This is a genomic window from Pseudomonas sp. DSP3-2-3 (assembly GCF_049898225.1).
Taxonomy (GTDB): Bacteria; Pseudomonadota; Gammaproteobacteria; order Pseudomonadales; family Pseudomonadaceae; genus Aquipseudomonas.
The window spans coordinates 103640-119948 of sequence record NZ_JAFCXH010000003.1; the positions used below are offsets into that span (position 1 = coordinate 103640).

Consider the following 16309-nt stretch of genomic DNA (forward strand, 5'->3'; position numbering starts at 1 on the left):
TCAAGATTGCGATCAGGTTCGAGTCGCGGCGCTTTGGGCCACATCGGCCTCGGCACTCAACTCACGCACAGCGATGTAACGCTCGCTGCGACGAGTCCGATCCATGACCTGGCCGACCAACTGACCACAGGCCGCATCGATATCTTCGCCACGCGTGGTGCGCACAGTGACGTTGTAGCCCGCCTGATGCAACTGATCCTGGAAACGACGGATCGCGTTGTTGCTCGGACGCTCGTAACCCGAATGCGGAAACGGATTGAACGGGATCAGATTGATCTTGCAAGGCGTGTCCTTGAGCAACTCGATCATCTCGACCGCATGCTCGACCTTGTCGTTGATGTCCTTGAGCATCGTGTACTCGATGGTCAGTACGCGCTTCTCGCCCAGGGTCTTCATGTAGCGCTGGCAGGATTCGAGCAGCATTTTCAGCGGGTATTTCTTGTTGATCGGTACCAGCTGGTTGCGCAGCGCATCATTGGGCGCATGCAGCGACAAGGCCAGCGAGACGTCGATGTGCTTGGCCAGCTCGTCGATCATCGGTACCACGCCGGAGGTAGACAAGGTCACCCGGCGCTTGGAAATGCCATAGCCCAGGTCATCCATCATCAGATGCATGGCAGCAATGACATTATCAAAGTTCAGCAGCGGCTCACCCATGCCCATCATCACCACGTTGGTGATGGCACGGTCGACGGTTGCCGGGACGCTGCCAAAGGATTTGTTGGCAATCCACACCTGACCGATGACTTCGGCGGCAGTGAGGTTGCTGTTGAAGCCTTGTTTGCCGGTAGAGCAGAAACTGCAATCCAGCGCACAGCCCGCCTGGGACGATACACACAAGGTGCCGCGTTTGCCCTGGGGGATGTAGACCGTTTCGACGCAGCTGCCGGACTCGACACGTACCACCCATTTACGGGTGCCATCGGTGGAGATGTCCTCGCTGACGACTTCAGGGCCGCGAACTTCGGCACAGGCCTTGAGCTTTTCGCGCAGGGCTTTGCTGACGTTGGTCATGGCGTCGAAATCATCGACGCCAAAGTGGTGAATCCACTTCATGACCTGACCGGCACGGAAGCGCTTCTCCCCGATCGAGTCGAAGAATTTTTCCATTTCCAGTTGGGTCAGACCCAACAGGTTTGTTTTGCCAGTCGATGCAATCATGAATTCACCCTTCACTCGTTAGTCAGCAGGACTTAGCGAGTGGTTACTTCGGTAGCTGCGAAGAAGTACGAGATTTCGCGAGCAGCGGCTGCTTCGGAATCGGAACCGTGAACAGCGTTGGCGTCGATGGAATCAGCGAAATCAGCGCGGATAGTACCGGCAGCAGCTTCTTTAGGGTTGGTAGCGCCCATCAGCTCGCGGTTTTTGGCAATGGCTTCTTCGCCTTCCAGAACCTGAACAACAACAGGACCGGAGATCATGAACGCAACCAGGTCGCCGAAGAAACCACGAGCGCTGTGCTCAGCGTAGAAACCTTCAGCTTCGGCTTTGGACAGTTGCTTCAGTTTCGAAGCAACAACGCGCAGGCCGGCTTTTTCAAAGCGAGTGGTGATTTCGCCGATTACGTTTTTAGCAACGGCGTCAGGCTTGATGATCGAGAAAGTACGTTGAACAGCCATGGTGTAACTCCAGAAACAATGATTAAAGCGAAAAATTAAACCCGCGAATTATACGCGGGTTCCGGGGGATTGCCTAACTGCGTGAGTGACAGAGCTTAGTCAGCTTCTTCGATCCAGGCAGCCTGAATGGCTTCAAGGACCTTTTCACCGCCACGCGTCGGATCATCGCTGAACTCAGGCAGGGCTATAACCCAGCGCTGCAGCTCAACAAAATTGACATAGCGCGGATCGACATCCGGCTTGCTTTCCGCGAGCTGGATGGCGATTTCCAGCACATCAACCCATTTAAGACTCATGACAGCTCCTTGTCAGTGCGGCGCTTCGGCTGCATGGTTAAGCGAATATTTCGGGATCTCGACCGTCAGGTCTTCAGTGCCGACGATCGCCTGGCAGGAAAGACGCGATTGTGACTCCAGGCCCCAGGCCTTATCGAGCATATCTTCCTCCAGCTCATCAGCCTCTTCCAGCGAGTTGAAACCCTCGCGGATGACACAGTGACAAGTGGTGCAGGCGCAGACGCCGCCGCAGGCGCTTTCGATCTCGATGTGATGCTCATGAGCCAGTTCGAGAATGGAGGTGCCGGGTGCCGCCTCGACAACCAGACCTTCCGGGCACAGTACTGCGTGAGGCAGAAAAATGATCTGCGGCATCAGTTATCCTCGATTTCATTCAGATTGCGCCCCGACAGCGCGGCCTTGACCGTCAAGTCCATGCGTCGGGCTGCAAATGCGTCGGTCACTTGCGACAGACGCTTGGTCTGCTGCTCGATGGCGGGGCCATCGGTGCCTTGCATCAATTCACGTAATTCCTGCAGTTGCAGGTCAATGACCATGCGCTCTTCAGCGTCCAGCAAACGTTCGCCGTCCACGTCCAGCGCTGCCTCGACGGCCTCGACCAGACGCTGGGCGTCAACCTGCTGTTCGCGCAGCACCCGGGCAACCTTGTCGTCACTGGCGTGCTGGAACGATTCCTTGAGCATCCGGGCAATTTCGCCATCGGTAAGCCCGTAGGAAGGCTTGACCTGGATACTCGATTCGACACCCGAGCCCAGTTCACGCGCTGCCACACTGAGCAGACCATCGGCATCGACCTGAAAGGTGACACGGATTTTCGCAGCCCCGGCAACCATCGCCGGAATGCCGCGCAGCTCGAAGCGTGCCAGGGAACGACAGTCGCTGATCAGCTCACGCTCGCCTTGCAGCACGTGAATCATCATCGCCGACTGGCCATCTTTGTAGGTCGTGAAGTCCTGCGCCCGTGCAACCGGAATAGTCGTGTTGCGCGGAATCACTTTCTCCATCAGCCCGCCCATGGTTTCCAGCCCCAGGGACAGTGGAATCACGTCGAGCAACAGCAACTCTTCGCCATCGCGCTTGTTGCCGGCAAGGGTATCGGCCTGGATCGCCGCGCCGATGGCGACCACTTGATCCGGATCGATTTCGGTCAGTGGCTGGCGTCCGAACAATTCGGCTACCGCTTGACGAACACGCGGGACACGAGTCGAACCGCCAACCATGACCACCGCTTCGACTTCGTCCAGCTCTATATTGGCGTCACGCACCGCGCGGCGGCAGGCTTTAAGGCTGCGCGCCAGCATCGGTTCGATCAGCGCATCGAAGGCTTCGCGAGTCAGCACACCGCTCCAGTCGCCGTAGGCAATATCAGCATTGGCGACATCGGTAAGCGCTTCTTTGGCAGCGCAAGCCGCCTGCAACAAGCTGCGCTGGGTAGACGGATCGAGATCCGCCGACAGACCGGCTTGCGCCACGATCCAGCTGGCGATTGCGTGGTCGAAGTCATCGCCACCCAGCGCGGTGTCGCCGCCGGTAGCCAGCACTTCGAAGACACCGCCCGTCAGACGCAGAATCGAAATATCAAAGGTGCCACCGCCCAGGTCGTAGATGGCCACCACGCCTTCGGCGTTCTGATCCAGACCATAAGCCACCGCTGCCGCAGTGGGCTCGTTGAGCAGGCGCAACACATTGAGACCGGCCAGTTTGGCGGCGTCTTTGGTGGCCTGGCGCTGAGCGTCATCGAAATAAGCCGGAACGGTGATCACCGCGCCCACCAGTTCGCCGCCCAACGCCAGTTCGGCCCGCTCACGCAACACCTTGAGGATGTCAGCGGAGACTTCGACCGGGCTTTTCGGGCCTTGAATGGTTTCGATGAAGGGCATGTGCGACTCGCCGCCGACGAAGCGGTAAGGCAATTGCTCGCCCAGCTGCTTGACGTCCGCCAGACCGCGGCCCATGAGGCGCTTGACCGAGAGCACGGTGTTAAACGGGTCAGCGGCGGCAGCGGCTTTGGCAGCCTGACCGACTTCGACGCGATCGGCGTGATAGCGCACGGCGGACGGCAGAATGACCTGCCCTTGCGCGTCAGCCAGCGGTTCGGAGAGACCGCTGCGCAACGCAGCGACCAGCGAATTGGTGGTGCCCAGGTCGATACCCACAGCCAGACGACGCTGGTGCGGTTGAGGACTTTGGCCGGGTTCGGCGATCTGCAGTAAGGCCATGCTTTATCTGAATAATCACAGGCGTGCGGCCAGAAGCAGCACGGGGTTAATCGTCGAGGCGCTCTTCCAGCTGGCGCACTTCGTAAGAGAGCTTGTCGAGGAACTGCATGCGCCGCATGAGCCGTTCGGCTTCATCGCGTTGCGCAGCGTCATCCCAACAGGCAGCGAAGCTTTCGTTCAGTTCTTCCTGCGCAACCTTGAGGCGGCGTTTGAAGACGGCGACTCCCGCCAGATCCGCCTCGTCCTGCAGATCCTCAAGCTCTTCGCGCCATTGCATCTGCTGCAGAAGAAACTCGGGATCATGCACGGTCACTTCCAGCGGAACCTCATCGCCACGCATCGCCAAAAGGTAACGCGCCCGTTTCGGGGCGTTCTTGAGCGTCTGATAGGCTTCGTTGAGGCTGGCGGAATGTTCCAGCGCAAGACGCTGCTCACGCTCGGAAGCGTCAGCAAAGCGGTCTGGATGCACGCCTCTGGCCAGCTCGCGATAGCGCGTTGCCAGCTGATCGAGATCCAGGCGAAAGCTCGGCTTGAGCTCGAATAAGGCGTAATGACAAGGAGTACCCACGATAAGCCTCAGATGTTGAAGCTTTCGCCGCAGCCACATTCACCGCGCGAGTTGGGGTTGTTGAACTTGAAGCCTTCGTTCAACCCTTCCTTGACGAAATCGAGCTCGGTGCCATCAAGGTAGACCAGGCTTTTCGGGTCAATGATCACCTTGACGCCGTGCAGCTCGTACACGGTATCTTCGGTGTTCGCCTCGTCGACGAACTCAAGCACATAGGCCAGACCAGAACAGCCCGTGGTGCGAACACCCAGACGAACGCCATCACCCTTGCCGCGCCCGTCGAGGGAGCGTCGTACGTGTTTCGCGGCGGCTTCTGTCATGCTGATAGTCATCGGGACTCCTTATTGCAACGCAGTTGCTTGTCGCAAGCTTCTTTAGAAAAGGACCGCTGCTTACAGCAGGCCTTTCTTCTGCCGGTAATCGCGAACGGCGGCCTTGATGGCGTCTTCGGCGAGTACGGAGCAGTGGATTTTTACCGGCGGCAATGCCAGTTCTTCAGCCAGCTGAGTGTTCTTGATGGTCTCTGCTTCGTCCAGAGTCTTGCCTTTCATCCACTCGGTCGCCAGGGAGCTGGAAGCAATTGCCGAACCGCAGCCGTAGGTCTTGAACTTGGCGTCTTCGATGATGCCTTGATCGTTGACCTTGATTTGCAGGCGCATTACGTCGCCGCAAGCCGGAGCGCCGACCATGCCGGTGCCAACATCAGGATCTTCCGCGTTCATCTTGCCGACGTTGCGCGGGTTCTCGTAGTGGTCGATGACCTTTTCGCTGTAAGCCATGGTGCTATTCCTCTCATCAGGGAGTCGCTCTGCATGCCATGCGCACGGTTAGTTGCGCATGGCTCGCTTGGGAGGCGACTTTAAATTAATGCGCCGCCCACTCGATCTTGGAGATGTCGACACCGTCTTTGTACATGTCCCAGAGCGGCGAAAGTGCGCGCAGCTTGGTGACCGCTTCGCAGACTTTCTGCGCCGCATAATCGATTTCTTCTTCGGTGGTGAAGCGGCCGAAGGTGAAGCGTATCGAGCTATGGGCCAGTTCGTCATTACGACCAAGGGCGCGCAATACGTACGACGGCTCAAGCGACGCCGAGGTACAGGCCGAACCGGACGAAACCGCCAGATCCTTGAGCGCCATGATCAGCGACTCGCCTTCGACATAGTTGAAGCTCAGGTTCAGGTTGTGCGGTACACGGGAGATCATGCTGCCGTTGATGTACAGCTCTTCCAGGTTTTCGACCTGCTTGTAGAAACGCTCGCTCAAGGCTTTGACGTGGGCGTATTCGGCAGCCATGTCCTGCTTGGCAACATGGAACGCTTCGCCCATGCCAACGATCTGGTGGGTCGCCAGCGTGCCGGAACGCATGCCGCGCTCGTGACCACCGCCGTGCATGGCCGCTTCCAGGCGAACGCGCGGTTTGCGGCTCACGTAGAGGGCACCGATGCCTTTGGGGCCGTAAGTCTTGTGCGCCGAGAACGACATCAGATCAACCTTGAGGCTGGCCAGGTCGATTTCGATTTTGCCGGTGGACTGCGCCGCATCAACGTGGAACAGCACGCCGCGCGAACGGGTCAGCTCGCCAATCGCCGCGATGTCGTTGATGGTGCCGATTTCGTTGTTCACGTGCATGATCGAAACCAGGATGGTGTCGTCGCGCAGAGCCGCCTCAACCATTGCCGGAGTTACCAGGCCATCTTCGCCGGGCTCGATATAGGTGACTTCAAAACCTTCACGCTCAAGTTGACGCGTCGTATCGAGCACAGCCTTGTGCTCGATCTTGTTGGTGATGATGTGCTTGCCCTTGCTGGCGTAGAAATGCGCCACGCCCTTGATTGCCAGGTTGTCGGACTCGGTCGCACCGGAGGTCCAGACGATTTCGCGTGGATCGGCGTTAACCAGATCAGCGACCTGACGACGCGCATTCTCCACCGCTTCTTCGGCTTTCCAGCCAAACACGTGGGAACGCGAAGCCGGGTTGCCGAAGTTTCCTTCGACGGTCAGGCATTCGATCATTTTCTGCGCGACTCGCGGATCGACCGGGGTCGTCGCGGAGTAATCAAGGTAAATCGGCAATTTCATTGAAGCTCTCCTATCAGGCAGGCGCACCGCTCATTCATCTGCGTTCATTCGACGGCGGACGTTTCAATCTTATCCAGGTAATGCGTCTTGGTATGGGAACGACGCAGATCCTGGCGCTGGGCGACTTCTTGCACCTCACGGCGAGTAACAAGGTCGGCCAGGCTGATACCGCTTAGAAATTCGTGAATCTGCTGGCTGAGGTCACACCACAGATGGTGGGTCAGGCAAGTATCACCAGCATGGCAATCGCCCAGCCCCTGGCAACGCGTTGCATCAACGGACTCGTTGACCGCATCGATCACTTGGGAAACCTGGATGCTTTCCATGCTGCGGGAAAGCTGATAACCACCGCCCGGCCCCCGCACGCTCGACACCAGACTGCTGCGACGCAGTTTGGCGAAAAGTTGCTCAAGGTAGGACAGGGAAATGCCTTGTCGCTCAGAGATATCGGCCAGTGACACTGGCCCGTGCTGCGCATGTAGTGCCAGATCGAGCATGGCAGTTACAGCGTATCGGCCTTTCGTAGTCAGTCGCATGGCGTGTACCGCAGAGGTTCTGGATAAAATCGAGTATGCTATTCCCGACTGTTTAAGTCAACTATAAGACCAAGCAATTTAGTCGGGAATACCTGCAAAACTGCGGCCGCATCATAGCAAACGCTAGGGCGTATGGCACGCCCGGCATCAACCGACCTTGCTTTCGCTCTTGTCCTTGACGCAGTCGAAGACCTCGTCATGCAGCTCGGGAAGTTCCTTGGCGCAGTAATCGCTACCCAGACCCTTGAGCGCATCGCACATGCCTTCCAGGCGAACATCCACGGCCTGCAAGTGATCAAGCAACTGGCCAATGGCTCGCGCCACCGGATCGGGCATGTCTTCGCTGACGCCATAGGCATCAAAACCCAGTTTCTCGGCAATTGCCTTGCGCTTGGCCTGCACGTCATCGTCGGACTTGATGATGATGCGCCCCGGAATACCCACCGCCGTAGCGCCAGCCGGCACTGCCTTGGTCACCACTGCATTGGAGCCAATCTTCGCCCCCGCCCCAACGGTGAAAGGTCCGAGCACCTTGGCACCTGCACCGACCACGACCCCGTCTTCAAGAGTCGGATGGCGCTTGCCAGCATTCCAGCTGGTGCCACCGAGCGTCACGCCCTGATACAGCGTGACGTCGTTGCCGATCTCGGCGGTCTCGCCAATCACGATACCCATACCGTGGTCGATGAAAAACCGTCGGCCAACCTTGGCGCCAGGATGGATTTCGATACCCGTCATCCAGCGGCCGAAGTTCGACACTACCCGCGCCGGCCACTTCAAGCCCTGCAACCACAAAATATGTGCCAGTCGATGCAGCCAGATCGCGTGCATACCGGGATAGCAGGTCAGCACTTCAAAGGCATTGCGCGCTGCCGGATCACGATGGAACACACTTTGAATATCTTCTCGCAGACGCTCGAACATCATTGATCCTTCCGCTTGTAGGGTTCACCGCGGGCTGATTTCTGGGTTTCCGTGAGGATCCCGCGCAGAATGCTCAGCTCCGAACGATTCACATCGCTGCGCCCGTACAAACGGCGCAGTCGAGCCATCAAATGCCGTGGTTTTTCCGGATCCAGGAAGCCAATCGCTACCAGCGTCGCTTCGAGGTGCCCGTAAAAGCCTTCCATTTCGTCCATGGTCGCCAGATCGGCGCTACGCACCGAGGTCACTTCGACTTTTTCGGTCTTGGTCGGCTGCCCTTGGACAGCCAGCCAGGACATGCGCACCTCGTAACTCAGCACCTGAACTGCCGCCGCCAGGTTCAGCGAGCTGAATTCAGGGTCGGACGGGATATGCACGTGATAGTGACATCGCTGCAGCTCCTCATTGGTCAGGCCGGCGTATTCACGACCAAACACCAGCGCCACTTCGGCGCCCTGCCCGGCCTGCTCGGCGGCCATCACGCCGGACTCGCGCGGATCGAGCAGCGGCCACGGGATGCGTCGGTCGCGGGCACTGGTGCCCAATACCAGATTGCAGCCCACCAAAGCGTCTTCAAGAGTCGCAACCACCTGGGCGTTTTCGAGGATGTCGCTCGCACCGGAGGCCCGGGCGTCGGCCTCGTGATTGGGAAAGACCAGCGGATCGACAAGCACCAGACGCGAAAGCCCCATGTTTTTCATGGCGCGAGCAGCCCCACCGATATTGCCGGGATGACTGGTACCGACCAGGACAACACGAATGTTTTGCAACAAGGCAAGTGCTCACAGACAGAAGAATGGGGAGCAAATCTTACAGAAGGCCCCCGCTTAACGCTATGAACGTCTGTGGGAGCGACCGGGGTGGCGATCCACCTTGCTCGCGATGAACGATAACGCGGTGAGCCTGATCCACTGAGGCGCGTGATTCGCGGGCAAGCCTCGCAACGGGCCGGTTTTAGCCTCACGCGACAACACGACGCTGGAAATATTTCGTCTTACGCCATAGAATGTTCGGCTTTCTTTAACGACCCAGGTGAAACGTCCATGCAGCCCATGCTGAATATCGCGCTGCGCGCCGCCCGCAGCGCCAGCGAATTGATTTTCCGCTCCATCGAGCGCCTGGATACCATCAAGGTCGATGAAAAAGGTGCGAAAGATTACGTCACCGAAATCGATCGTGCTGCCGAGCAACTGATCGTGACCGCCTTGCGCAAGGCTTACCCGACTCACGGCATCCTTGGCGAAGAAAGCGGCCTGCATGAAGGCAGCGGCGAAGGCGCCGATTACCTGTGGATCATCGATCCGCTGGACGGCACCACCAACTTCATTCGCGGCGTTCCACACTTTGCCGTCAGCATCGCCTGCAAACACAAGGGCCGTCTGGCTCACGCAGTGGTTCTCGATCCGGTTCGCCAGGAAGAGTTCACCGCAAGTGCCGGCGGCGGCGCGCAACTCAACGGTCGTCGCATGCGCGTCAGCCCGCGCACCAGCCTTGAAGGCGCCCTGCTCGGCACTGGCTTCCCGTTCCGTGACAACCAGATGGATAACCTGGAAAACTACCTGGGCATGTTCCGCAGCCTGGTAGGCCAGACCGCCGGCATCCGTCGCGCTGGCGCTGCAAGCCTGGACCTGGCCTACGTGGCCGCTGGTCGTTTCGATGCGTTCTGGGAATCGGGCCTGTCCGAATGGGACATGGCTGCAGGCGCCCTGCTGATTCAAGAAGCAGGCGGTCTGGTCAGCGACTTCACAGGCGGTCACGACTTCCTGGAAAAAGGCCACATCGTGGCTGGCAACACCAAATGCTTCAAGGCCGTGCTGACCTCCATCGCACCGCACTTGCCTGCATCGCTGAAACGCTAAGTCTCAGCGCATAAAAAAACCGGCTCAGTGCCGGTTTTTTTACATTTGCGATAAAGTTATTGCTGACCCAGAACCAACTGCCCATCCTTGTTAACCGGAATCTGATTGCCCGGATCACGCTCCATACGCACCTGACCAACCTTGTCGTTCAGCTTGTACTTCACGTCATAGCCCACGACCTTGTCGCTGATGTCATTGACCGTGTTGCAGCGTGTCTGAGTACTGGTGGTGGTATCACGGTTCTGCATGCCTTCCTGAACCTTGTTACCGGCATAACCGCCACCTACCGCGCCAGCGACCGTCGCAAGCTTCTTGCCATTACCGCCACCGATCTGATTGCCCAGCAAACCGCCGGCAACCGCACCGATAACGCTACCGACGATCTGGTGCTGGTCCTTGACCGGCGCCTGGCGGGTGACAACCACATCTTTGCAGACTTCACGCGGCGTCTTGATTTGCTGTTTGACAGGTTCGACTGCCAAAACTTCAGCATATTCAGGGCCGCTTTTAACGAGGCTGTAGGTGGCAACAGCACCGCCGGCAGTAACAACGGCAGCACCCAGCACAGCACCAACAAGCAACGATTTGTTCACGTGAACCTCCTGACCATCTCAAGCGCAGTGACCTGCGCGACTTGGGTCTACTGCACGTTCAGCGTGAGCCGCGTGGCGGTTTACAGACCCAAACCTTGGAGCACAAAAAAAGGCGCGAGTTCAAAACTCGCGCCTTTCAGGTCATTGCAGTGAACGCGTCGAGTTATGGACGGTCGTCCACTTTCTCAGCGACCACTGGAGGAATCAGATCCTCAGAGGACAGGTTCAGCCAGATCAGCACCACGTTGGCGATATAGATCGACGAGTAAGTACCCGCCAATACGCCAATGAACAGCGCCACCGAGAAACCGTGCAGGCTGTCGCCACCAAATACCCACAGCGCGACGATCGCCAGCAAGGTCGAAACCGAGGTCGCAATCGTACGCAGCAGCGTTTGCGTGGTGGAGATGTTGATGTTTTCGATCAACGACGCTTTACGCAACAGACGGAAGTTTTCCCGGACCCGGTCGAAGACCACGATGGTGTCGTTCAGCGAGTAACCGATGATCGCCAGAACCGCCGCCAACACCGTGAGGTCGAAGGTGATCTGGAAGAACGACAGGATACCCATGGTCACGACCACGTCGTGGATCAGCGAGATGATTGCACCGACCGCGAACTTCCACTGGAAGCGGAACGCCAGGTAGATCAACACGCCGCCCAGCGCCATGAGCATGCCGAGGCCGCCCTGGTCGCGCAGCTCTTCACCGACCTGCGGACCGACGAATTCCACACGCTTGACGGTCGCCGGGTTATCGGCGCCCGACTTGCGCAGCGCGTCAGCGACCTGAGTGCCCAGTTGCGGATCTTCGCCAGGCATACGCACCAGCAGATCGGTGGTCGCGCCGAAACTCTGCACGACCGCGTCGTGATAACCGGCGGTTGCCAGCTCTTCACGTACTTTGCCCAGATCCGCAGGACGCTCGTAGGTCAGCTCGATGAGCGTACCGCCGGTGAAATCCAGACCGTAGTTCAGCCCTTTGGTGGCCCAGCTGAACAACGCGAGGACCGTAAGGAGCATGGTGACGGCGAACGCAATATTGCGCACGCCCATGAAGTTAATGGTACGTAACATGTCAGCCCCTTAAATCCACAACTTCTTGAAGTCACGCCCGCCATAGATCAGGTTGACCATTGCGCGGGTCACCATGATGGCAGTGAACATCGAGGTAAAGATCCCGAGCGACATGGTCACGGCAAAACCTTTGATCGGGCCGGTGCCCATCGCAAAGAGAATGCCGCCAACCAGCAGCGTTGTCAGGTTGGCGTCGAGAATCGCGGTGTACGCGCGATCGAAACCTTCGTTGATCGCCCGTTGCACAGTCATGCCGCCAGCAATTTCTTCACGAATACGCGAGAAGATCAGTACGTTGGCGTCCACCGCCATGCCCATGGTCAGCACGATACCGGCGATACCCGGCAGGGTCAGCGTCGCACCCAGCAAGGACATCAAGGCCAGCAGCATGACCATGTTCAGCGCCAGGGCAACCGTGGCGATCAGACCGAAGAAGCGGTAGATGGCCATGATGAACAGCGAGACGAACAGCATGCCCCACAGCGAAGCGTCGATACCCTTGGTGATGTTGTCCGCACCCAGGCTCGGGCCGATGGTGCGTTCTTCAGCGAAGTACATCGGTGCAGCCAGACCACCGGCACGCAACAGCAGCGCCAGCTCGGAAGCTTCACCCTGGCCGTTCAGACCGGTGATCCGGAACGAACTGCCCAGCGGCGACTGAATGGTCGCCAGGCTGATGATCTTTTTCTCTTCCTTGAAGGTCTGAACCGGCACGTCTTTCTCGACGCCGTTGACCGTTTGCCTGGTGTAAGTAGTCGTTGGCTTCTGCTCGATGAAGATCACTGCCATGCTGCGACCCACATTGCTGCGCGTCGAGCGGCTCATCAGATCGCCACCGTGGCCATCCAGCGTAATGTTCACTTGCGGACGACCATGCTCATCGAAGCCAGCCTTGGCGTCGGTTACCTGGTCACCGGTGATGATCAGACCACGTTCGACCGGAGCTGCCGGACGACCGCCTTCGCGGAACTCGAACATCTCGGTGGTAGCTTTGGAATCATCAGGACCTGCGCCCAGACGGAACTCAAGGTTGGCGGTCTTGCCCAGAATACGCTTGGCTTCAGCGGTGTCCTGCACGCCCGGCAGCTCAACCACGATGCGGTTGGCGCCCTGACGCTGGACCAGAGGCTCGGCAACACCCAGCTCGTTGACCCGGTTACGCACGGTGGTCAAGTTCTGCTTGATCGAGTATTCGCGAATCTCGGCAACCTTGGCCGGAGTCATCGCCAGACGCAGCACGGGAATCCCGTTCAGATCGGCCGGGACGATATCGAAATCGGTGAAATTCTTGCGGATCAGCGTGCGAGCTTCGTCGCGGGCAGCTTCATCGCTGAAACCCAGCTGAATAGCGCCGTTGAGTTGCGGCAGGCTGCGATAGCGCGATTTTTCCTTGCGCAGCAGGCTTTTCACTTCGCCTTCATAAACCTTCATGCGCGCATCCAGCGCCTTGTCCATGTCGACTTCCAGCAGGAAGTGCACACCACCGGACAAGTCCAGACCCATCTTCATCGGGCTGGCACCCAGATGACGCAACCATGTCGGCGTGGTGCGGGCCAGGTTCAGTGCAACGACATAGTCATCACCCAAAGCCTTGCGGGCGACATCCTTGGCCGGCAACTGGTCTTCTTGCTTGCTCAGACGCAACAAACCGCCTTTGCCATTCTCAGCCAGGGACGAAGCCTTGACCGCGATACCTGCATCGGTAAGCGCCTTGCCGACACGATCGAGGTCAGCCTGATTGACCTGCAACGCCGTGCTCGCGCCGGTGATCTGGATCGCCGCATCATCAGGATAGAGATTGGGTGCGGAATAAATAAAACCGACCACCAGCACCGCCAGGATCAGTACGTATTTCCACAGAGGGTATTTGTTCAGCATCACGCCGCCCGTATAACGCGGGGCGCCTTGCGCGCCCCGTCGATTGGTAAAAGACTGAAACCTTAGATCGCTTTCAGGGTGCCCTTTGGCAGGGTGGCGGCAATAGCGCCCTTCTGAATTTTCAGCTCAACAGTGTCGGACACTTCGATAACTACGAAGTCATCGGTCACTTTGTTGATCTTGCCAGCGATACCGCCGGAGGTGACAACTTCGTCGCCCTTCTGCAAGTTGCCGAGCAGGTTCTTCTGCTCCTTGGCGCGCTTGGCCTGTGGACGCCAGATCATCAGATAGAAGATGACCAGGAAACCGACCAGGAAAATCCATTCAAAGCCACCGCCCATAGGGCCTGCGGCCGGTGCAGCAGCATCCGCGAAAGCGGAAGAGATGAAAAAGCTCATTTAGCACTCCAGTTGCAAAATTAATAAGAAAAGCTGCAAAAACTCAGTTCAATCAATCCAAAGGCGGCACGGGAAGGCCGCGTTTAGCGTAGAAGGCATCGACAAAGGCGGCCAATGTACCCTGTTGAATAGCCTCGCGCAAACCAGCCATAAGCAGCTGGTAATGCCGCAAATTATGGATCGTATTGAGCATGCTCCCCAGCATTTCACCGCACTTGTCCAGATGATGCAGATAAGCGCGGGAGAAGTTCTTGCAGGTGTAGCAATCGCACGTCGGATCCAGCGCCGAATCGTCATGACGATGGAACGCGTTACGGATCTTCAGCACACCTGTATCAATGAACAAATGACCATTGCGGGCATTGCGGGTCGGCATCACGCAATCGAACATGTCGATTCCGCGGCGCACACCCTCCACCAGATCTTCCGGCTTGCCTACACCCATAAGGTAACGAGGTTTGTCAGCCGGCATTTGACCCGGCAGATAATCCAGCACTTTGATCATCTCGTGCTTGGGTTCTCCCACCGACAGACCGCCAATGGCCAGGCCGTCGAAGCCGATCTGATCCAGCCCTTCCAGCGAGCGCATGCGCAGGTTTTCATGCATGCCGCCCTGAACGATACCGAACAGCGCAGCCGTGCTTTCGCCGTGGGCGATCTTCGAACGCCTGGCCCAGCGCAGGGACAACTCCATGGAAACCCGCGCGACATCTTCGTCGGCCGGATACGGCGTGCATTCGTCGAAGATCATCACAATGTCCGAGCCCAGGTCACGCTGGACCTGCATCGACTCTTCCGGCCCCATGAACACCTTGGCGCCATCGACCGGGGAAGCGAAGGTCACGCCCTCCTCCTTGATCTTACGCATGGCACCGAGGCTGAACACCTGGAAGCCGCCGGAGTCGGTCAGAATCGGCCCGTTCCACTGCATGAAATCGTGCAGGTCGCCGTGAGCCTTGATGACTTCGGTGCCCGGACGCAGCCACAAGTGAAAGGTGTTGCCGAGGATCATCTGCGCGCCAGTGGCTTCGATGTCCCGTGGCAGCATGCCCTTGACCGTACCGTAAGTGCCCACCGGCATGAACGCCGGGGTTTCGACCACGCCGCGCGGGAAGGTCAGACGACCACGACGCGCCTTGCCGTCAGTGGCCAACAACTCGAAAGACATACGACTGGTGCGGGTCATGCGTGATCCTCTGGGCCCGATTCCGCAGGAGCGGTCGGCGCGGGATTGCGGGTGATGAACATTGCATCACCGTAACTGAAGAAGCGGTAGCCATGCTCGACCGCTGCCGCATAGGCAGCCATGGTCTCGGGGTAACCGGCGAAAGCCGAAACCAGCATCAGCAGCGTGGATTCAGGCAAATGAAAGTTGGTCACCAGGGCATCGACCACATGAAACGGACGCCCCGGGAAAATAAAGATATCGGTGTCGCCACTGAACGGCTTCAACACACCATCGCGAGCCGCGCTTTCCAGCGAACGCACGCTGGTCGTGCCCACGGCAATCACCCGCCCACCCCGCTCGCGACACGCGGCCACGGCGTCCACGACTTCCTGGCTGACTTCCAGCCACTCGTTGTGCATGTGGTGATCTTCCAGACGCTCGACACGCACCGGCTGAAACGTCCCCGCGCCGACGTGCAGCGTCACGAACGCCAATTCCACACCTTTGGCGACAATCGCATCCAGCAGCGGCTGATCGAAATGCAGGCCCGCCGTCGGCGCAGCCACCGCACCGGCGCGCTCGGCATAGACCGTCTGATAACGCTCGCGGTCAGCGCTGTCGTCCGGGCGGTCTATATAAGGAGGCAATGGCATATGCCCGACGCGTTCGAGCAGCGGCAAGACCGGTTCGGCAAAACGCAGCTCGAACAGCGTGTCATGGCGCACCACCATCTCGGCCTCGCCACCGCCATCGATCAGAATCGTCGAACCCGGCTTTGGCGACTTGCTCGACCGCACGTGGGCCAGCACGCGATACGTGTCCAGCACCCGCTCGACCAGAATCTCCAGCTTGCCGCCGGACGCCTTCTGGCCGAACAACCGGGCCGGAATCACGCGGGTATTGTTGAACACCATCAAATCGCCGGGCCGCACGTGCTCCAGCAAATCAGAGAAATGACGATGTGCCAGCGCGCCGCTAACCCCGTCCAGGGTCAACAAACGACTGCTGCGGCGCTCGGCCAAAGGATGGCGAGCGATCAGGGAATCAGGGAGTTCGAAGGTAAAGTCAGCAACGCGCATGATGGGGTTCGTCTAGCA

At 58.6% G+C, this 16309-nt stretch carries 19 protein-coding genes; 1 reads left to right on the forward strand and 18 read right to left on the reverse strand.

Features of this window, described 5'->3' with window-relative positions; translation table 11 throughout:
• Positions 1-12: 12 nt before the first annotated feature.
• The 12 genes from rlmN to trmJ all read right to left on the reverse strand — a co-directional run bounded on the left by rlmN (position 13) and on the right by trmJ (position 9014).
• Positions 13-1161, reverse strand: coding sequence for a 23S rRNA (adenine(2503)-C(2))-methyltransferase RlmN (gene rlmN / locus ACP7E4_RS05015; protein WP_331151648.1), 1149 nt, complete (start codon positions 1159-1161; stop codon positions 13-15).
• A gap of 32 nt (positions 1162-1193) precedes the next feature.
• Entirely contained in the window at positions 1194-1619 is a 426-nt protein-coding gene (gene ndk, locus ACP7E4_RS05020; protein ID WP_331151647.1) for a nucleoside-diphosphate kinase, read from the reverse strand.
• 95 nt (positions 1620-1714) lie between these two features.
• Complete coding sequence (gene iscX / locus ACP7E4_RS05025) at positions 1715-1915, reverse strand: Fe-S cluster assembly protein IscX (protein ID WP_065835150.1); 201 nt, start codon at positions 1913-1915, stop codon at positions 1715-1717.
• Positions 1916-1927: 12 nt separating this feature from the next.
• Positions 1928-2269, reverse strand: a complete 342-nt coding sequence (gene fdx / locus ACP7E4_RS05030; protein ID WP_426112239.1) for an ISC system 2Fe-2S type ferredoxin — start codon at positions 2267-2269, stop codon at positions 1928-1930.
• Positions 2269-4134: a Fe-S protein assembly chaperone HscA gene (gene hscA / locus ACP7E4_RS05035; protein ID WP_426112241.1), complete on the reverse strand. Its 1866-nt coding sequence runs from the start codon at positions 4132-4134 to the stop codon at positions 2269-2271. Before hscA ends, fdx begins: the two co-directional genes overlap by 1 nt.
• A gap of 46 nt (positions 4135-4180) precedes the next feature.
• Complete coding sequence (gene hscB, locus ACP7E4_RS05040) at positions 4181-4702, reverse strand: co-chaperone HscB (RefSeq protein ID WP_426112243.1); 522 nt, start codon at positions 4700-4702, stop codon at positions 4181-4183.
• Between the two features lie 8 nt (positions 4703-4710).
• Complete coding sequence (gene iscA / locus ACP7E4_RS05045; protein ID WP_020292193.1) at positions 4711-5034, reverse strand: iron-sulfur cluster assembly protein IscA; 324 nt, start codon at positions 5032-5034, stop codon at positions 4711-4713.
• Positions 5035-5094: 60 nt separating this feature from the next.
• Entirely contained in the window at positions 5095-5481 is a 387-nt protein-coding gene (gene iscU, locus ACP7E4_RS05050) for a Fe-S cluster assembly scaffold IscU (protein WP_020292192.1), read from the reverse strand.
• 85 nt (positions 5482-5566) lie between these two features.
• A complete protein-coding gene (locus tag ACP7E4_RS05055) occupies positions 5567-6781 on the reverse strand; it encodes an IscS subfamily cysteine desulfurase (RefSeq protein ID WP_341522874.1) in 1215 nt (404 codons plus the stop codon).
• Positions 6782-6825: 44 nt separating this feature from the next.
• The gene (gene iscR, locus ACP7E4_RS05060; RefSeq protein ID WP_426112246.1) at positions 6826-7317 is read right to left on the reverse strand and encodes a Fe-S cluster assembly transcriptional regulator IscR; all 492 of its coding nucleotides are present in this window, start codon (positions 7315-7317) and stop codon (positions 6826-6828) included.
• 147 nt (positions 7318-7464) lie between these two features.
• Complete coding sequence (gene cysE / locus ACP7E4_RS05065; protein WP_020292189.1) at positions 7465-8241, reverse strand: serine O-acetyltransferase; 777 nt, start codon at positions 8239-8241, stop codon at positions 7465-7467.
• A complete protein-coding gene (gene trmJ / locus ACP7E4_RS05070; RefSeq protein ID WP_426112248.1) occupies positions 8241-9014 on the reverse strand; it encodes a tRNA (cytosine(32)/uridine(32)-2'-O)-methyltransferase TrmJ in 774 nt (257 codons plus the stop codon). The genes cysE and trmJ overlap by 1 nt, the downstream gene beginning before the upstream one ends.
• A 270-nt stretch (positions 9015-9284) precedes the next feature.
• Between trmJ and suhB the strand changes: the two genes are divergently transcribed.
• Positions 9285-10100 (forward strand): inositol-phosphate phosphatase, encoded by an 816-nt coding sequence (gene suhB, locus ACP7E4_RS05075; protein WP_020292187.1) that lies wholly within the window; start codon positions 9285-9287, stop codon positions 10098-10100.
• A gap of 56 nt (positions 10101-10156) precedes the next feature.
• Here the strand turns inward: suhB and ACP7E4_RS05080 are convergent, their stop codons facing one another.
• The 6 genes from ACP7E4_RS05080 to queA all read right to left on the reverse strand — a co-directional run bounded on the left by ACP7E4_RS05080 (position 10157) and on the right by queA (position 16291).
• Complete coding sequence (locus ACP7E4_RS05080) at positions 10157-10693, reverse strand: glycine zipper 2TM domain-containing protein (protein WP_426112250.1); 537 nt, start codon at positions 10691-10693, stop codon at positions 10157-10159.
• 163 nt (positions 10694-10856) lie between these two features.
• Positions 10857-11768, reverse strand: coding sequence for a protein translocase subunit SecF (secF, locus tag ACP7E4_RS05085; protein WP_020292185.1), 912 nt, complete (start codon positions 11766-11768; stop codon positions 10857-10859).
• A 9-nt stretch (positions 11769-11777) separates the two neighbouring features.
• Entirely contained in the window at positions 11778-13646 is a 1869-nt protein-coding gene (secD, locus tag ACP7E4_RS05090; protein WP_426112252.1) for a protein translocase subunit SecD, read from the reverse strand.
• A gap of 62 nt (positions 13647-13708) precedes the next feature.
• Positions 13709-14044: a preprotein translocase subunit YajC gene (gene yajC / locus ACP7E4_RS05095; RefSeq protein WP_020292183.1), complete on the reverse strand. Its 336-nt coding sequence runs from the start codon at positions 14042-14044 to the stop codon at positions 13709-13711.
• Between the two features lie 52 nt (positions 14045-14096).
• Positions 14097-15212, reverse strand: coding sequence for a tRNA guanosine(34) transglycosylase Tgt (gene tgt / locus ACP7E4_RS05100; RefSeq protein WP_426112549.1), 1116 nt, complete (start codon positions 15210-15212; stop codon positions 14097-14099).
• Positions 15213-15226: 14 nt separating this feature from the next.
• Complete coding sequence (gene queA / locus ACP7E4_RS05105; RefSeq protein WP_426112255.1) at positions 15227-16291, reverse strand: tRNA preQ1(34) S-adenosylmethionine ribosyltransferase-isomerase QueA; 1065 nt, start codon at positions 16289-16291, stop codon at positions 15227-15229.
• Between the last annotated feature and the right edge of the window lie 18 nt (positions 16292-16309).